Origin of the sequence: Candidatus Agathobaculum pullicola, assembly GCF_052117205.1 — a bacterium.
GTDB lineage: Bacteria > Bacillota > Clostridia > Oscillospirales > Butyricicoccaceae > Agathobaculum > Agathobaculum pullicola.
On sequence record NZ_JBQKJP010000002.1, the window covers coordinates 91,573 to 108,264 of the forward strand.

22 protein-coding genes are annotated in these 16,692 nt (G+C 53.2%); 2 read left to right on the forward strand and 20 right to left on the reverse strand.

The annotated features are described in order from the left end of the window. Positions 1-41 precede the first annotated feature (41 nt). The 3 genes from ACTQ3V_RS01405 to ACTQ3V_RS01415 all read right to left on the reverse strand — a co-directional run bounded on the left by ACTQ3V_RS01405 (position 42) and on the right by ACTQ3V_RS01415 (position 1,369). Complete coding sequence (locus tag ACTQ3V_RS01405; protein ID WP_441465937.1) at positions 42-782, reverse strand: BRO-N domain-containing protein; 741 nt, start codon at positions 780-782, stop codon at positions 42-44. Continuing rightward, positions 779-988 (reverse strand): hypothetical protein, encoded by a 210-nt coding sequence (locus ACTQ3V_RS01410; RefSeq protein ID WP_441465938.1) that lies wholly within the window; start codon positions 986-988, stop codon positions 779-781. Before ACTQ3V_RS01410 ends, ACTQ3V_RS01405 begins: the two co-directional genes overlap by 4 nt. 123 nt (positions 989-1,111) lie before the next feature. After that, entirely contained in the window at positions 1,112-1,369 is a 258-nt protein-coding gene (locus ACTQ3V_RS01415) for a hypothetical protein (protein WP_441465939.1), read from the reverse strand. A gap of 164 nt (positions 1,370-1,533) precedes the next feature. Here ACTQ3V_RS01415 and ACTQ3V_RS01420 point away from each other — a divergent pair, with 164 nt between their 5' ends. Beyond that, a complete protein-coding gene (locus tag ACTQ3V_RS01420) occupies positions 1,534-1,707 on the forward strand; it encodes a type II toxin-antitoxin system HicA family toxin (protein WP_441465940.1) in 174 nt (57 codons plus the stop codon). Between the two features lie 64 nt (positions 1,708-1,771). Then, on the forward strand, positions 1,772-2,173 hold the full coding sequence (locus ACTQ3V_RS01425) for a type II toxin-antitoxin system HicB family antitoxin (protein WP_441465941.1): 402 nt from the start codon (positions 1,772-1,774) through the stop codon (positions 2,171-2,173). Between the two features lie 56 nt (positions 2,174-2,229). On the opposite strand, the gene ACTQ3V_RS01430 is transcribed toward ACTQ3V_RS01425, so the two are convergent. The 17 genes from ACTQ3V_RS01430 to ACTQ3V_RS01510 form a co-directional block, all read right to left on the reverse strand. After that, positions 2,230-3,129 (reverse strand): N-acetylmuramoyl-L-alanine amidase, encoded by a 900-nt coding sequence (locus tag ACTQ3V_RS01430; RefSeq protein WP_441465942.1) that lies wholly within the window; start codon positions 3,127-3,129, stop codon positions 2,230-2,232. A 9-nt stretch (positions 3,130-3,138) separates the two neighbouring features. Continuing rightward, complete coding sequence (locus ACTQ3V_RS01435; RefSeq protein WP_441465943.1) at positions 3,139-3,408, reverse strand: phage holin; 270 nt, start codon at positions 3,406-3,408, stop codon at positions 3,139-3,141. After that, entirely contained in the window at positions 3,392-3,733 is a 342-nt protein-coding gene (locus tag ACTQ3V_RS01440; protein WP_441465944.1) for a hypothetical protein, read from the reverse strand. Before ACTQ3V_RS01440 ends, ACTQ3V_RS01435 begins: the two co-directional genes overlap by 17 nt. Next, positions 3,721-4,152, reverse strand: a complete 432-nt coding sequence (locus tag ACTQ3V_RS01445) for a putative ABC transporter permease (protein WP_441465945.1) — start codon at positions 4,150-4,152, stop codon at positions 3,721-3,723. The genes ACTQ3V_RS01440 and ACTQ3V_RS01445 overlap by 13 nt, the downstream gene beginning before the upstream one ends. Continuing rightward, on the reverse strand, positions 4,149-4,835 hold the full coding sequence (locus ACTQ3V_RS01450) for a DUF4376 domain-containing protein (protein ID WP_441465946.1): 687 nt from the start codon (positions 4,833-4,835) through the stop codon (positions 4,149-4,151). The genes ACTQ3V_RS01445 and ACTQ3V_RS01450 overlap by 4 nt, the downstream gene beginning before the upstream one ends. 8 nt (positions 4,836-4,843) lie before the next feature. Then, on the reverse strand, positions 4,844-6,358 hold the full coding sequence (locus ACTQ3V_RS01455) for a hypothetical protein (protein WP_441465947.1): 1,515 nt from the start codon (positions 6,356-6,358) through the stop codon (positions 4,844-4,846). Continuing rightward, entirely contained in the window at positions 6,355-8,265 is a 1,911-nt protein-coding gene (locus ACTQ3V_RS01460; protein ID WP_441465948.1) for a hypothetical protein, read from the reverse strand. Before ACTQ3V_RS01460 ends, ACTQ3V_RS01455 begins: the two co-directional genes overlap by 4 nt. Next, on the reverse strand, positions 8,258-8,650 hold the full coding sequence (locus ACTQ3V_RS01465; protein WP_441465949.1) for a hypothetical protein: 393 nt from the start codon (positions 8,648-8,650) through the stop codon (positions 8,258-8,260). The genes ACTQ3V_RS01460 and ACTQ3V_RS01465 overlap by 8 nt, the downstream gene beginning before the upstream one ends. Positions 8,651-8,707: 57 nt before the next feature. Further along, the gene (locus tag ACTQ3V_RS01470; protein WP_441465950.1) at positions 8,708-9,763 is read right to left on the reverse strand and encodes a chitobiase/beta-hexosaminidase C-terminal domain-containing protein; all 1,056 of its coding nucleotides are present in this window, start codon (positions 9,761-9,763) and stop codon (positions 8,708-8,710) included. Positions 9,764-9,778: 15 nt separating this feature from the next. Beyond that, positions 9,779-10,789 (reverse strand): hypothetical protein, encoded by a 1,011-nt coding sequence (locus tag ACTQ3V_RS01475; protein WP_441465951.1) that lies wholly within the window; start codon positions 10,787-10,789, stop codon positions 9,779-9,781. Positions 10,790-11,101: 312 nt separating this feature from the next. Beyond that, a complete protein-coding gene (locus ACTQ3V_RS01480; protein WP_441465952.1) occupies positions 11,102-11,317 on the reverse strand; it encodes a hypothetical protein in 216 nt (71 codons plus the stop codon). After that, entirely contained in the window at positions 11,318-12,904 is a 1,587-nt protein-coding gene (locus ACTQ3V_RS01485; RefSeq protein WP_441465953.1) for a hypothetical protein, read from the reverse strand. Then, entirely contained in the window at positions 12,897-13,340 is a 444-nt protein-coding gene (locus tag ACTQ3V_RS01490) for a hypothetical protein (protein ID WP_441465954.1), read from the reverse strand. The genes ACTQ3V_RS01485 and ACTQ3V_RS01490 overlap by 8 nt, the downstream gene beginning before the upstream one ends. Beyond that, positions 13,324-14,664, reverse strand: coding sequence for a phage terminase large subunit (locus ACTQ3V_RS01495; RefSeq protein WP_441465955.1), 1,341 nt, complete (start codon positions 14,662-14,664; stop codon positions 13,324-13,326). Before ACTQ3V_RS01495 ends, ACTQ3V_RS01490 begins: the two co-directional genes overlap by 17 nt. Next, on the reverse strand, positions 14,661-15,185 hold the full coding sequence (locus tag ACTQ3V_RS01500; protein WP_441465956.1) for a helix-turn-helix domain-containing protein: 525 nt from the start codon (positions 15,183-15,185) through the stop codon (positions 14,661-14,663). Before ACTQ3V_RS01500 ends, ACTQ3V_RS01495 begins: the two co-directional genes overlap by 4 nt. Before the next feature lie 181 nt (positions 15,186-15,366). Beyond that, on the reverse strand, positions 15,367-15,969 hold the full coding sequence (locus ACTQ3V_RS01505) for a recombinase family protein (protein WP_441465957.1): 603 nt from the start codon (positions 15,967-15,969) through the stop codon (positions 15,367-15,369). Between the two features lie 189 nt (positions 15,970-16,158). Further along, positions 16,159-16,530, reverse strand: a complete 372-nt coding sequence (locus tag ACTQ3V_RS01510; protein WP_441465958.1) for a hypothetical protein — start codon at positions 16,528-16,530, stop codon at positions 16,159-16,161. Positions 16,531-16,692: the final 162 nt, after the last annotated feature.

Below are 16,692 nucleotides of genomic sequence, written 5' to 3' on the forward strand. Positions count from 1 at the left end.
CTTTCCCGCAAAAAAATAAAGGCGGTTTCCCGCCTTTACTTCTAATCCGTTATTTCTCTCGTAATTCTCGCAATTTCGTCCATGGCAAGCCGCAACTGCTCATTTTCATGCTGCACTGCTGCGGGCAGCTTGGGCAGCTCTGCCGCCGCGGGCAGCGCCGTATCCGGCGTTCCCTCGCCCAGCAGCTCCCACCGCAGTTTTGCCATGCCGCTTTCATAGATGATGCAAATACCCTTGCCGACGCTGTTCACACGGTTATAAAACTTAAATTCGCCCAGCTCATGGTTTCTCAGCGTCTCCCAGTCTATCCCGTTCATATAAACCGTAGGACGCCCCCGGAACAGCTCTTTGATTTTTTCCTTTTTCACGCCCAACAGCCGCGCCGCCTCGTCGATTCGGATGCACCCGCGCCCCATCCACTGGTGCGGCAGGTCTGCCGCAGGCCGCGCACGATAGCCGCCTGTCCTTCGGATTTCGGGCAGCACCTCGTCAAACAGCCATTTTTCAAACTGTTGGGCTTTTGGCAGGCGAGAGCGGATGATCAGCCGCCACACGTCACCCTCTGGAATAAAGTTCACCTGTGCTGTCTTATTGGGATTTTGCGGATGTGGTACCTCCCGTTTTGAGAGGGACTTACAATGCTTCTGTATCGCTCCATATGGATTAGTATATCCAAGCAGCTTTGCGCACTCCGTTGCCGGAAACCACTCTTTCCCGTCTTCCAACAGAATATCCAGCTTGCCGAAATCGCTGTTGGAAACCGTCAGCATACTTCCGTTCACACCGTCGCCCCCTTCCGGGAGTAAACGTACATTCCTTGCAATCCTTGCAGCAGATCAAAAATCACATCGCCTTTGTATCCCGTCAGCGCCATACCTCGCTCGATTTCGTCGCAGGCTTTCACAAACTGCTGTTCTCGTTCTCGGTATTTTGCTTCTCGTTGTGTCTTCTCTGGCATAGATACAATTTTCAATGCTGTATTTTCCATAATATCCTCCTGTTCGTCGTTGACCAACAGGCAGGCACAGTGCTATAATATTTATGCCCTCCTGTTGGAGTGGTTTTTGGGGACACTCGTGTATCTCTGTGGTGGGGAGAACGAGTGTCCTTTTCATTCTTCTTTATCGCTATTCTGTCTAATAATATCATTCACAAAATCCAAAATACTTTGTGCTTGCGCCACCTGTTCAGAAGTAATTGAACTATTTCCGGGCGCTGCTTTCCATTTGATTGGATCGGATTCATCTAAGTCTTTTTGAATTAGACCGACTATATAATCTTTTAATGTTATGTCGATTTCAGCGATCCTAATTTTAACTCTCTTATACAGTGCTTCATCTACACGAATAGCGATAGATCGTTCTGGCATTATTCCACCTCCTTTGTTTGCATTATATCATGCATGCATCCGTCAATACAAAATATAAAAAAAGGGCAGGATTTCTGCCGAAAATACACGCATAATATGCGTGTATTTTTTTGTTGACAAACGCGCATATCATGCGTATAATATTAGTGTAAGGAGGGCATAATATGAAAACAAAGGATTTAATTGCCCTGCTGGAACGCAATGGATGGCGTTTCAAGCGGCATGGTGCCAACCATGATGTTTATGTAAAAGGAAAGGAGCGTGAAAGTATCGTCCGCCATCGGGAAACTGATGAAGAACTTGCAAAAGCAATCATTCGGCGGCGCGGGCTGAAATAGCCCGCCTCCCGCCTATACATAAATTATAATTATATTTTATAATTGTATTAGAGGAGGTCACTTTATGAAAAAGGCTTATCCCGTTATTCTCACACAGGGAAAAGAACATATTATCGTCTATATCCCTGATTTTGAAATCAATACGCAAGGAAAGGATATCCCTGATGCAATCGAAATGGCACGCGATGCAATCGGCATTGTCGGTATTGATATGGAAGATGAACGCGAAACACTCCCAACGCCCTCCCCGCTTTCCTCTATCTCCCCTTCCTCTCCTTCTGATATCGTTACCCTTGTCGATGTTGACTTTGCCGAATACCGCCGCAAGAACGATTTACGTGCTGTCCGCAAAAACTGCACCATTCCCTCTTGGCTCAGTTATGAAGCCGAAAAAGCCGGAATCAATTTTTCTGCCGTCCTTACCGCAGCTCTCAAACAGGAACTTCACATCCCTGCCACCTCTTAAGCAAAAAGCCACCCTCTCGGGTGGCTTTTGCTTATATATTAAGCTGTTTCCTCTTTTCAGGCATTGCCCTGCACCGCCTTCGCCAGCTTCTTTACCAGCTCGTCGCCGTACTTATACTTGCGCAGATACTCCATTGTGCTTTCTTCCAAACCGCACGCGGCCTGCAATGCCTTGACGGCCACCTGCACCTCGCTGTCCTCATTCGGTACATCTGCGCGCGTCTGCGGCGCGACGATGCCAGGCACCTTTGCCTTGGTGTCATAGGTCACGCCGTACCCCGCCTGCGCCAAATCGGCCAGCTGGACATAGTTATAGCCCGCCTTCTCGATCACGTCGCAGGTGTAGTTCTTGCCGTCAATGCAGACAGTTTTCTTTTCAACCACTTCGTCGTCCTCCTTCTGAACCGTTTTGCCGAAGCCCTCCGCCACGCCGTCCGCAATTGCATGCGCGATGTCGTAAAACTTCGTCTTGTACAGCTTCATGTCGTCCGCGTCGTCGATGAAGCATATCTCTACCAGCGCGTGGCTGATGCCCGCCCGATGCACGGTGTTCATTACCTGCAAATTGTCACGCCGCTTGACTCCGCGGTTTTTGAAACCCAGCGCCGAGATGCGGCGGCAAATCGCTTGCTCTACCGATACGCCGCTTTCCGCTGTATGTACCAACACCTCTGTTCCCGTCGTCGCGCCGTTGCCGTCCTTATCGCTCACGCCAGCATTGAGATGGATTTCCAGCACATATCCAATGCCAAAGAGGGGCAGACTGCCGCCGCTGCGCAGCACCTTGTATGCGTCGTTGCTCTGGTCATACATAGTGACATTGAATCCGTATTTGCGCAGCATCGGCGCGACTGCCGTTGCCAGTCTGCGTGTCTCGACGGCCTCTGTGTAGCCGCATCCGCAAGCGCCCGGGTCATAAGGTGTACCTCCGTGTCCTGCAATCAAAAGAATGTTCATACCCGCACCTCACTTTTCCAGCGGCTTGTCGTAGCTTTTCGCGCGGTCGCTGTCCGTCAGGCCGCTGGTCGTCGGGTCGTTCAGCGCGTTCCAAATGTTGGATGCCATCAAGAACAGGCAATACGGATTGCTGGCCGTCTGCACGATCAGCTCCCACACGCTGCCCCATGTCCGCATGTCTTGCGGAGTCAGCCCCCAGTATGCCAGCACCGTCAGCACCGCTCCCGCAATGATCTGCACCCAAAATACCGGATTCTTAAATCTAACCTTCCAATTCATTATTTTTGCTCCTCTCGTCAATGATCTTCACATAAATTCCAACGCGTTCCATCAGCTTTTTGATTGTCCCGTTGCCGCCCAGCGCGACATACTGGTCATATAAAAGAGTCAGGTTGTCCATCTCGTCCGCCGTGATCTCCCCCGCCTCCAAATATTGCAGGCAGAGGAACAGCAACCGATCATGCAGCGTAGCAAGCAGCGCTTTTTGCACTGTTCTTTCCCATTCCGCGCGGTGCTTTCGTCTCTTGATCGCTGCTTTGACCACCCACACCGCGGCAGCGAGCGCGGCGGAAAGCTGCGCCCAATAGTCTTTTATCGTCTCCATCTGGCTGTCCCCTCACCTCCCACGCCGGTCGCAAGCCACTCTGCCAGTCGGTGCAAGGCGTTCTCCAGCTTTATAGCCGCCGCGCTGAGGAAAAACCACGCGACCGAAAACTGCGGGCAAACCTGCCCCATGAGGTTTCCCGGTATATCCGAATAATCCCAGACATTCCAGCCAAGCCACACATTAACGATCAGACCGGTGAGAAACTCAAGCCAGGTCACCATCGCCGCGCCTTGCACCATTTGAATCCATAGCGGCGGGTGATCCTGCCACTCGTCCAGCAAGCCGATGAGGGCAAAGCACACCCCGCCCAGCACGCCCATACTCCAATGGGTGTACCCGCGCCACAGGGTTTCAATGCCCATGTACACCAGCCCGCCAATGACGGCGAGCACAAGATGTAACAGCAGTTTTCTCATGTTACAGCCCCCGTTTCCGCTACCGTGGCCGCCTGCGTCAGGATCTCTTGCATGTGCGCCGCCAAATCGTCCGGCAGCTCTGTGCCGTAGGTGATGCCCGCCAGCTCTGCCGCGTCCGCGCGCCTGATCCAGTCAAACAGGTGATTGCAGTAGGTTGTGTGGTAAATGATATGCGCGATACTGGCCTGCGAAATCGCATTGATTTCCGTCGCCGTAAAAATCCGGCACATCTCGCCGTCCGCGTGATACGGATAGACCGCCGCTCCCTTGTCAACCGCATTTCTCGCCGTGGTCAGGTTGATCTGGTCTTTCTCCGTCAGCGAGAAATGCTCTGTGCCCTGCGTGGTCTCCACGTCCATACCCGCATAAATTGCGGCTTCGCTTGCCGCGGAGATCTCCGCATGCTTGGCTGTGCGCAGGCTCGGAAGCCTGTCCGCTTCGATCTCATCCTCGCTGCGCAGCACCGGCGCGCCGTCGACCAGTTTGTAGCGCGGAACTGACGGCGTTGTTTTGGTGCACAGGCCACCGTCAAAATAGTGAGACTGACACAAGTAAAACTTGTCCCCTACCCCCTCGTCGATCTGTATCCAACCATTCAAATCGTCTGGCTCGGTGTATCCTCCTTCACAGCCAATAATACGATTTTGCTCATCCACTTTTATATATACTTTTGATTCGGTCATATGGCACCTCACAATTCGGACGAAAGCTCAAATATATCTGCAAGTGGAGTATTCATAAGCAATACACTCCCAAGTTGTGGAACTTCCCCAGTAAATTCAACATTACATATAATTTCAATGCCATTTCCTAATCCAGTTACATATGTAGACGAGATACTAATTGGATATCCAACGTCTCCACCAATCATGGTAATGTTTTGTTGAAGTACATTACAAACTGGGACAACTCTCATGGGGACATCAAACGGAATATTGAAGATTAAAATGCTGTTTTTTACCATAGCCGTCAATCCATACCCATATCTACGATAATATGAACGACAACGCATGTTCTGCGTCGCATAATCGCTATCCGACTGCGGGAGCAGGTGAACTCCATCCACATCTTCATATGCAAGTGTTTGTCCTTCTCCTCGCTCAATTTTCACCGCTTGAATTTTGATATAATCATCTACTCCACTGGATGCCTTGAAAAAATAAAAATCCCTACCTGGTAAAACAGCATTTTCTTTTGGAATAATTGCTTCATTTATTCCAACTGTAACCGGAACAATGGAATCAAATGAAGTACACGCGAAAAACCAACTTCCTTTCATTTCCTTTATAATACATGACATCGTAAAAAAATCATTGTATAACGCATTATGAAGGGATTGCTGTAACGCAATTTTATTCCCTGTTATTTCCTTACTATCACGAATTATAATTCCATCCTCAACGAGTTCAACGCTTGCTTGATTGTCTACGAGTTTCCATCTGTCAAAGACATTTTGATTTTCTGAAACAGAATAACTTGTTTTCCCACGCTGGTTGACCGGAAACACACCCCATCCCGTGCCACCGCCGACGAAACAGGCATTATCCAGCTCGTTTGGACGAACTCCTGCGCCAAGCCTTGCAAGTGCTTTCTGCATGGTATTGGCTTCTGTTCCTCCCTTTTTTATTGGTATTGGTCCATCAATCATATCCGGTTTAATCGACCCACCCGGAATGATGCCGGAAACGCTGTCATCAATCGCTTTTCGCAGCTCCTCTAAGGCTTTCTGCACATTCTGTGCCTGCATGCCGCTAATTGCGCTCACACCAACGGCCGCAGCACCGTTTGCGCTCATGAGCTTCTGGATATTACTGTCTAGAGCAATCTGAATAGCTCGCAACCCCTCCAGTGCGTTCTGCACGTTTCCGGCGGAAATCCCGCTGATTGTGGACACGCCCACCTCGGCCGCGCCGGTCGTGGCCTTGAGCTTGTTGATATACGCCGTCAAATTCTTCTGGATCGCCGCCAGCGCCTGCTGCACGTTCTGCGCCGTAACGCCCTCGATCGGTCCAACCGGTATTTCTCCGGCTCCACCTTCTGCTGTAAGTAGCTCAAGCAGTTGATTAAACCGCTGCTTGATCAACGCTGGATAGGCGTCAAACACGGCTTTGTTTTGTTGCGCGGTTCCCGTCAGCCGATCCGGCTGGCTTTGCACATAAATTCCTTGTACCGTCTGATCGGTGATCGTTAAATCTTTTATACTCACTTTTTCGCCTCCCCCGCATCTTCCCACTTTACTTCCATTTCATAGATGCCAAAACCCTCGTTTACTGCATCCGAAACAAAAGCAAATTGGATCGCCTTCCATTTTTTCAGCTTAATCATCAGCGGCAAAATCGCATTCTCACTAGAAACAAAGCTGATGCGTTTGAAATCAATATCATCGAACGTGAATTGATCGGCATACATGGTTTTGTAAAACCGCGCCGCGCTGTTTTCCGTTCTGATATAAACGTCAAACGCGCTCTTCGCATAGCTCTTCATGTGTACCGAGCTGCCGCGCTTTGGCATCGTCTTGAGCTGGCTCAGTGTTCCCATCGTGTCCAGCTTGGTTGTCCACTCTGCGTGAATCGCTGCGCCGTCATCGTTATACGCCTGCCGTATCGTTTGGTTTGCTTCATTGACCATATCGTCGTTAAACTTGCAGATGCGGCCATCCTTGGTGCCAAAATACAGCGTCTGTTTGTCCGCCTGCATGACATGCGCCGGGATGTTGGTCCAGTAATACCATTCGTATCCCTGATCCTCGCGATTTTGTGTTCCGTCCGCGATGTACGCCACACCATTCAGCGCCAGCACATACCACCCGCGCCACACGGCGCAAATCGCGTCCTCAAGCCCCGTTTCCTTGGTCAGCTTCGGGTTTACGCGTCGGCTGCGGCAATAAAGCTGCCGCACAACAATATTGTTGTTGTAGGTCGTTGTCGGGGCATACACGCCGCGCGGACTTAAATACAGCGGGTCGTCGTTCAGGTTAGCCGCAGAATATCGCGCGATCGCACCATACCCCGGCACGCCCTCTTTCAGCGGAAAAGCTGCCGTCTCACTCACGATAGTGCTTGCGTGATGCCATATTGTGCCCTCCTGCCGGTTGTCCTGCTTGATGATCAGCAGCTCACCCTGCGCCTTGACGTAGCACATAATCGGGAAATCGCTCGACCCCACCACCGAATAATTGTTATCCGGGAAATAGGTCGGATCGTTCAGTCCCGAAAACCACTCTGTCGCAGCAAATTTGCTGTTTCCCGATACAAAAACGCGGTTACTGCTCCCGTCCGCGCCAAACAGCGCGAATATTGTGCAACCGAGAATTTTCTTTCGGTCCTCGGTTGTTTTTGCGAACTTGATTTCCACGTTGCTTGTTCCCGCGTTCTCCGGCGCGGTCGGCGCCGTCGCAAACGTGACCGTCCCCTTTGCCGCGTCAAAGCTCTCCACTGCAATTTTGTCACCCGTGATGTAATAGCTTGCCTCCGGCTTAAAATCCGCGTCAATCCCGCTCACATCCAGCTGATAGGTCTTTGTGCTACCGTCTCCAACAAACCGATTCTTGCGATATTTGCACAGCATGTTAATACTTTCGTAGCTCTCTCCTCCGCCCGTCGGCTTGCGCTGGTAGCTGGTCAGCGGCACATACGCCGTATCATCCGAAACGCGCTTTGCGTCCTTTCCGTCAAAAACGATGTATTCCGCGCCTGTCAGGATGAATAGCTTTCCGTTCATGTAAAATCCCTGACTGCGCCCGCCGTTCTTCAAGCCGGACAAAAGCTCCTTTTTGCTTCCCATCCCGCTCTCAGGCATCGCCACCAGATACAGCTTGTCTCCCGCATGCACCACGAAATACCGCGTTTCCGTATCGCTCTGCGCTTCTATCTCTCCCTCGAACGGAAAAATGCCGGAAACCGTCACAGATTCACCAAAGTTGAATACAGTGCGCCAACCCCAGCGCCGTTCAGGGAAACCGCCTTCATCGGCTATCACGTTGATGGCGCGCGGTGATCGGCTGTCGTCGATCTGCGTTTCATCCGTGGAGTAGTCCACGCCGCGAAATCTCCGGTAGTTTTTTCTTCCGGTCGCCACGCTGGAAAAGCTCGGCACGCTGATCTGTTTAGGCATCGTCGTCCTCGCTTTCTCCATAGTAAGGAATTGCGGGCGCAGCTTCCTCCAGCGCCTGCAAAAACTTGTTGTACTCGATTACAGCCTCGGCCTTTTTGTTGTTGTCGTCTCCCATGAACTTGCTTGCCAGACCATGCGGCAGCGCACCGCGCGTGATACGGTCGTCCCAGTCGATTTCTGTCTGGTCGTCGATCGCAGTCACCTCCGGCGCGGTCTCCAGCCTCTCCCTGCCTTGATATTCGCGGATTTGATTTTCATAGGGAAGCGCCTCCATGAGCAGCTGCTCCAGAAACAGCGGCGCGTAGTTGTCAAAGTCCGTGTCTCCGCCCTTGGTTTCAAACAGGATCGCCGCCGCAAGGTTGAATATTTTTTGCGTCGTTGCCACTGTCACACCTCCTTTCTGTCAAAAAAGAAAGGGCGGGGCTTTCCCCGCCCTTCGGGCTTAGTCCGTGTCCTTTGCCTCGGCAACGTCAGAGGTATATTTCCCGTTTGCACCGAATGCCACTGCGCGGATCGTCTGGCCGTTTACGGTCGTAATTTCTCCCGTCACAACCTGCGCGCTGTCCGAATAGCGCGGATCGCTGCCGTCCAGCGTATACAGGATTCTTTCAGCGCTTGCCGAAGTTGGCGTCACCTTATGGCTGCTGATGGACACCGTCGGCGCGGCCTGCTTTTCGCTTGCCAGCACCAGCGCCACAACGCCCATCGCCTTTGCACCGATGACAAACGCGTCATAGTAGTGACGACCTTCAATCAGATTGCCGGAAATGCCGGGGGGATCCTCATGAATCTTGGTGTCCTGAATCTTGTACGGCATGATAACACTCTGCTTATACGTTGCCAGCATGAAACAATTGTCCGGCAGATAACCAGCAGGCACCTTCACAATGCGGAAATTGTCAATATCGCCGCACTCGCCGCGGCTGATCGACTTTTCGCCCAGCTTGTCGATGCCAATGAACTCATCCGACGTACAAACCAGCTTGTACATTTCTGCTGTCATGTACAGATAGCGGTTATCCTCCGGCACAAGCGCATCATCCATCGCCTGACCCATGTCAAAAATCGTGGAAACGATGTTGGACTTGGTCGGCTTGCTGTTAACCGTCATAATCTTTCCTGCATACATGGCAAATTTTTTAAATGCATACTTATCCGCCGCCGGGGTGGACTGCTCACGCAGTTGCAGCTGAAGCATCTTTCCAGCACCCTTGATATTCATCTGATCGACGTTGTTGCCCTTGTCGATGGTCAGCTTAAACGCTCTGTCCTGCGTCATGGTCATTTCCTGTACGGTATCCTGCATCTCAGTGCCTTCTCCATACCGGTTATCACCAGATCGCTTGTAATCTACCTCTGGCACGGTAATCGGCGTGTAGATTTTCAGCGTCTTAACGCCCGTCAGATCATACGCATTTGAGACCTTGCCCCGGATAAAGGATGCTTTTGTGAACACTTCCGCGATCTTATCGCTATATTTCGTGGCCAGATTGACCATAATTTATCTCTCCTTTCAGTTTCCGTACAGCCCAGCAAGAAAAGCGTCCTCTTCCACGGCCGCGCCCGCAAGGCTGCCGGTCGTGGCCTGCCGGTTTCTCTCCTGCTGCTGGTGGATGTTGGTTTGTTTTTTAAGCTCGGCCTTTGCCTGCTCGCTCTGATACTGCCAGTGCGCCTCCATCGGCGTCTTGCCCTGATTCACCAATTCCCAAACGCGCGGCGGGATTTTGTCCGGCGTATGGATACCGGTCTCCTTTTCGTAGGCCGTCCACTGCGCATCCTCCCGCTGTTTCTGCATTTCTTGCACGCTCTGGTCTACCCGGCTGCGCAGCTGCTGCATCTGTGCCTCGCGGGCGTGTGCCTGCTGCATCTGAGCATTCCGGCGGACGGCAACGCGGCCCTTGGCAATCTCAAGCAGCGCGCCCTCCTCGGTCGCGGGAAACTCATTTTTGAGCTTCTTAACCTCTTCCTCCAACTCCTGCGCCTGCTTCCGCTGCTCCAGCTGCTGGATGAACTGCGGCACGGTCATATTAGCCGCCGCCGCGTACTGGTTCAGCACGGCAAGCTCCCGCTCGTTTTTGTGCTCGTAGTTCATGCCCTTTTGCAGCAGTTCGATTGCGTCCATTCCCAGCGCGCGCCCGATCTCCTGCACAGCATCCTGCGGCAGCATAATCTGCTGCCCGTTGTAGACCAGCGGAACCAGCTGCGGCGGCTCTTGCGCCGGCGGCTGTTCCTCTGCGGGCGGCTGCTCGCCGCCCTCCTGCTCTTGCTGCTCCGGCTCTCCCTGCTGGCCGTCGGGCTGCTGGTTTTCCAGTCCGCCGTCCGCGCCTTCGCCCGTGTCCTGTTCCGTGGTCTGCTGGTTTTCCAGATCTCCGTCAAACAGTCCGGCTTCAAAGTCGCTGCCGAAATCGCCGTCCATGTCCGCGCCAGCTGCTCCGCCGTCCTCGCCTTCTGCGAAGAACTGCAAGCCGATCTGGCTGCGAAGCTCGTTTCCGCTCTCGCAAATGCTGGTTTTCCATTCGCTCATAGCTGTGTACTCCTTTCAAAATAGAGCGCCTGCGCTCCGGCGGACGCGCCGGGAAACCCTCCTTCTGCGTAGGAACGTAGAGCTCAAGCAGATTTCCCAGCGTATCCCCGTATCCTTGCTCAGGTATATGGGAGTTCGGGCGGGAATGGCTTAAAACCGCCCGCCGCAGCGTAGGCGCGCATTATTTATGTGTTCCAGCGCTGAGACGGACGCGCCCTCGTTCCGCAAAGGACGCACCCGCCAACAAAGAAAAGGGATATATTCCGGGCAGGTAGGCTCTTCCCGCCCGTCTCAGCGCTGGAAAGCTAACAATCAAAAAGTGAACTTTTTGAGTTTATCCGGTTTGTTGAACGCCGCTCTCGCATTGTCCAGTGCCTGCTGCACTGCGCCGAACATTGCGTCCACCTGCTCCTCGGTGTACTCGTAGTTGCTACCGGCCAAATTGCCGAGCAAACTCACCGCCTTGCATGCCCGTGTCACGCGCGGCTCTGCAATGCGCACGAATTTCTGCGCTTTAGTCTCTTCCATTTACATCACACCTCCCTGCTGCATCAGCTGCGCTTGTTCGGCCTGCTGCTGCACCCGCTCAATCGCTTCGATCAGCCCAGCCTTGTCCCGCACTGTGTTATCCGGCAACCGCTTGAGGTATTCCACCGCATTCGGTATTACCTGTGCATTCATCAGATTGCCAAGCGTCGCAATCTGAAGCGTCTCTGCCCAGTAGCTTGCCGCGCCGATATTGATATTGAGATCCAGCGCATCCACCGGCAGCTGTGAGAAATCATATTCTTTTATTGCGGTCTGCTCGCTTGTCTCCCCAGTCGCAGGATTTGTCACCGTCTCAGTCGTTTTCACGTTCCGAATACCGTAGTGAGCATGAAACATATCGATCAGAATCCGCGTATAATCCTCGACAAACTGGTAATAGCTCAGCCGCGTCAAGCTCAACGGCGCGGCGGTCGCCTGCTGCACCGCTACGATTGCGGACGTGTTGTCCGGGTTTTTGATATTGCCCAGCGCCGCGTCATTCGCACCCGCAACATTCTTCGCCGTGTCCAGCAAATTCTGCGTGATGCCAAAGGCATCCGTCGGAATCGGCATGCTGCCCGCAACGCCGGTCAACGCTTCCTTTGGGTCGCCACGTATTCCGATTGTCTGCGCTTCCGCATCCCAACCGTCTGGGAATTTGTTTTTATCGTATACCAGCTTCGGTATCGCGTTGTTAATCACTTGTGTCCCCAGCGCCGTGAATTGCTTGTTGACCGCGATCTGCGTATTAATGAGCGGTTCAATCTCGCGCACACCGTGCATGCTGTTCTTGCGCGGCTTCCAACTCATGTAAGCGAGCGGATAGCGCGTCATGCCTGTTTCTGTCTCACCTTTCACAATCACCTTGCCAACGACCTGCATGAACCGAACAATTCCGTTCTCGCCCTTCCAGAACCGCGTCAGCTTGGTACATACCTTGTCGGTCTCGGAAAGTTCGTCCTCTCCCTTGTATTCGCTCTCGCTGTCGCCTGTGATACTTTCCCAGTCCTGCACGCCAGCCTTTTTGGCCTTTTCCTGTTCCTCTTCCACCGGCACGCGCTGCACAATGATGATATAAGGCTGCCGCTGCACCCGCGCGCTCTGCGGATTGCCGAAAATAATGTTGGTATTCATGATGCTTTCAGCAACGATATCGCCTTGTACGCCGTCCATGCCGGTTTTGGCAGACGGATCAAACCAGAAATATAGCGCCGCATCTCCGTCCACGAACGCATCCCGCAGAATCTCGCGGTGCTTCGCCTTGATTTTCTGCCGCTCGACCACGCGGTCAATGGACTGTTCAATAATTTTCGCCGCCCGCTCGGCCTCTTCGTCCGGAAGAAACGGCTCAATCTCCTGTCCCACGTCATCCGAAACGATCTGTGCAACCTTGTAATAACAAATGGGGTCCAAAAAGTTCATCGTGATCGGGCGCAGCTGCCGGACTCTCAACCCTGCCCACTGGTCGCCCTCTACCATGCGCTCGCAGATTTTGACGCTCTCATACAGGTTTAGTCCGTTTTTGTAGTCCTTTCCGCGCTCATATTCGCGCTGTACCCGCTCGGCGGTGATTTGTTTATCATTCATCCATCAAATCCTCCTGCGACTGCGCTGTGCCGTCATAGCGGAAAAGGTTCAGCATCTCTCGATGCAACTGTTTTTCCCCACTCGACTGCTCCCGAATTGTCTCCTGCGCTTTTTTCAGCTTCTGCTTCAGCTCGCACCGCTCGTCCTCGCTCATCCGCAGCGCTTCAGCCAGCCGATCCGCCCGGCCGCGCTCGGCGGCAAGATGTTCTTCCATGGTCTTTGCAGCCTGTTCAAAAGCGCGTGTCTGGTCCCTTGCATCTTTTTCTTTTGACATGTATTGGCAAGCTGTGTTCTTCCACTCTTCTCCATAATGTTCTGCATCTTTCGCTTGCAGTTGCCAATATCTCGAATCATCTTCGCACCACCGCAGCTTCCAAATCAGCCAGAACACCAGAATTACCATTGCAACCAACGCCAAACTAATAGCCAAATACATCCCGCATTTCCTCCTCATATCCTTTTTCATCTTCCTCCCGCTCGACCGGCAGGCTTGCCGGCAGCGGTCGCCCGTCGCAGAAATATCGCAGCGCGTCCGGGGCATGGGTTATGTCGTGCGGCTCGATTGCGCAGTCGTTGACGTGCTTCTCGTCGTGCTGCAATGCCGGCAGACAGCGGATCAGCTCCGTGCAGGTGTCGAATATTTGCAGTTTTGGCCGCTCTCCGCCAAACGCATCCGGCGCAGGCGTCATCCGGCGCTTTACCTCCAGCCAGCCCATTTCACGCGGGTTGGAAACCTTGGAAAGATATATCCCGCAATCCGCAAACCGATCTGCAACCGAAACGCCCGTCTCCTGCCGCCGATTCCACAAGTCGCGCGGTGCAAACCATTCTGTGATGCTGTCCCGCTCTTTCGCGCTCATCGCATCCAAAATGCGCGCCGCCGCGTGGTCTATAATCAGATTCGGCTCGCATACCTCGCGGTACACGACCGCATAATCTTCCACATCCACCGCAATCCATAGACACGCCAGCATGTCCAAACCGTAGTCGATTGCAACATAGTGTCGCCAGCCTGGGCCGGAAACGTCGAACGGCCGCACCACATGGCGCTCCCGCCGGAACTCCTTGAAATACTGTCCGGAAAACACGTCCCAGTCGCCGTCCAGCAACGCGCGCTGCGTGTCCTCGTCCAGATTCTTCAGACGTCGGATATAGTCCGGGTCCTTGTCCAGCAGAAAAATATTGTCTGAAACTTTTGCCGGTATGAAAATACGGCTTCCGCTCTCAAACTCGTATTTCTTCATCGACGCACCCAAATCTACGAACCGCTCCTTGAAAAAAGCGTGTCCCTGATTGCCCGGGTTAGTGCTTGCCTTCACCCGCTTGGGAAAATTGTTCGCGCCACGGATACGCGACAGCATGTAAGTATATTGATAATCGGAAAAGTGCGTTGCCTCGTCAAACCGAATCACGTCATACTCTGCCGACATGTAATTACTAACGTCCTTGTCGTTTGCAATGTAGCCGAACTCCAAACGCGACCCGTTTTTGAACTCCCATAGGTGCGCGCTCTGGTTATATGTCCCGATCTCCCTCGGATATTGCTCAAGCGATGTCAAAATAAGTGAGCGCCGCAGCTCCGGGAAAGAGTTTCGCAGCGCAAGCTGCTTGCTGCCCGGATATTTCAGCGCATAGACAAGCGCATCCACGATCTGCACAAAGCTCTTGCCGCCGCCCGCCGCACCGCCGTACAGCGTTTCAAACGCATCCGACTGGATGAAAGCAAGCTGCTTTGGATAAAGCTGAAACCGAAGTTTCATGACGTACCCACCTTATCCACAATCTCAAGTTGCAACTCAATCTGGTGTGCCTGCGGGCTTGCCTCGGCAAGCGTCGCTTCCAGCCGCTCCTGCTTCTCGTCCACAGCCTTGATCGTCGCGGCAAGGTCTCGCAGACCGACGCCGGTATAGTTGTCTATAATTTCACGCAGCTGCTTGATGTCCTCGGCAGTCAGCGCAACCATGCCATCCTTTTCGGCCTTTGCTAACACTTTGAGGCCAGCAGAAATCCTTTTCCCGTCCGCGGCCGCCGCCGTGACCTGCTTATCGATCGCGCCTAGTGACCCGCGAGCGATCTTGAAACAACGCTTTACCATGCGGCGCACTTCCAGCTCCCGCTCGGCGGCATAATCGTCGCTTTCTTCGATCAATCGCTGCGCCCACGCACATGCGGTTGACTTCGGGATGCCCAGCTCTTTACCGGCTGCGCTTGCGCTTAGCCCGCTCGCCAGCAGCGCTGCGAATTGCTGCCGCTGCTCGTCCGTGTATTTGCTTCCGATCATGCTGTGCATCACCTCCTTGCTCCGCACGTCTTTTGCTTGAGCATTACTATACACGCACAAAACGCACAAAACGCACAACTTTACTTTTCCGCAAAATTTTTTCGTTTTCCGTTTCTCAGGCTGCCCATGCGGCACGCGCGCCCAAGCGTTTGGGATTTTGCCCAAAAGAAAAGAGCGCGGCTTACACCGCGCCCTCGCTTTTTTGTGCTGCAATCGTTTTCTTCTCATATTCTTTCAGGAGCTTGTCAAGCGTCGGCCTGCTGATTCCGTTCTCCCTTGCCAGTTGTGCCTTACTCTTATGCCTTGTGACCCAGTCGCGGTACACCGCTGCAATATCCGCAACCTCAAGGCGCTTTCTCCCCTTGTATTTTCCGGCTCTCTTTGCAATCGCAATACCCTCCCGCTGACGTTCCAAAAGGTTCATCCGCTCAAATTCGTTAATCGCTCCAAGCACTGTCAGCATCAGACGCCCGCTCGGTGTCGATGTATCGAACCCCTCGTGATGACTCACCAAATGAATCCCGCGCTCGCTAAGTTCATCGACCAGCGCAAGAAGGTCTTTTGTGCTGCGGCTGATACGGCTCCAATCATGGATGTAAATCGTGTCTCCTTCTCTGGCGTAGGCCAACATCTCACGCAGCTGCGGCCGGTCCAGATTTTTACCACTTACTTTTTCGGTATACCATCGATCAATGCCGTACTGACTCAGTGCCTCGACCTGCCGCCCCTCATTCTGCTCAACCGTCGAAACGCGGACATACGCTAATTTTGCCCCAGCTCCCATGTTATCCACTCCCTGTGCATAATTTGTAAAAGTAAATTCTTGACCTTGTTTTACAATTGTAAATAAAACAAGAAACCCATTTTATTTTTACTGTTTTTCCTATTCCTCGCCCCCTGCTGTATTGGGTATACTCTATTTTTACATTTGCATGTGCGCAAACACGGCCGCCCAACCCGATTGAGCAACCGTTTACTCGCTCTCCCCCGCCAGATGCCGGGCGCACAGCATCCGCGGCCCGCTGTCATTGGCGTACCCCATGCGCCGCGCGATGATGCCCCACGGCAACCCGTCCAGATACCGCAGCTTAAACGCCCGCCGGACCGTCGCGTCCTTGATCTGCTCGACCCAAAGCCGCACCGCCTCGGCCTCGTCCATGCGCCGCGCGGTCAGCTCCTTCACCCTGGCGCGCGTCGCCTCCAACTGCTCTTGACCAAAAAGACAGCCGACCCCGAACTCGTATTCCATCCGCTCAATGTGCCGGCGCTCCCGGGCAAGCCGCTCCTCTTCCTCCCGCTGCTCGTCGATCAGGCTGTCCAGCTGCCGAAGCCTTTCCTTTGTCATGCCGTTCCGTCCTCCTTAGTCCAGCGTCCACCCACTGACGCGCTTTTCTGATGGTTTTCCGCTCTCGGCATCCGATCCGACAGAAGAAACGGGTTGTTTTTTGGTCAAATCCCGTTTCCCTCCCTAACCGCTGCAAAAATCAAGCGTCTTTTTCGGTTCTCC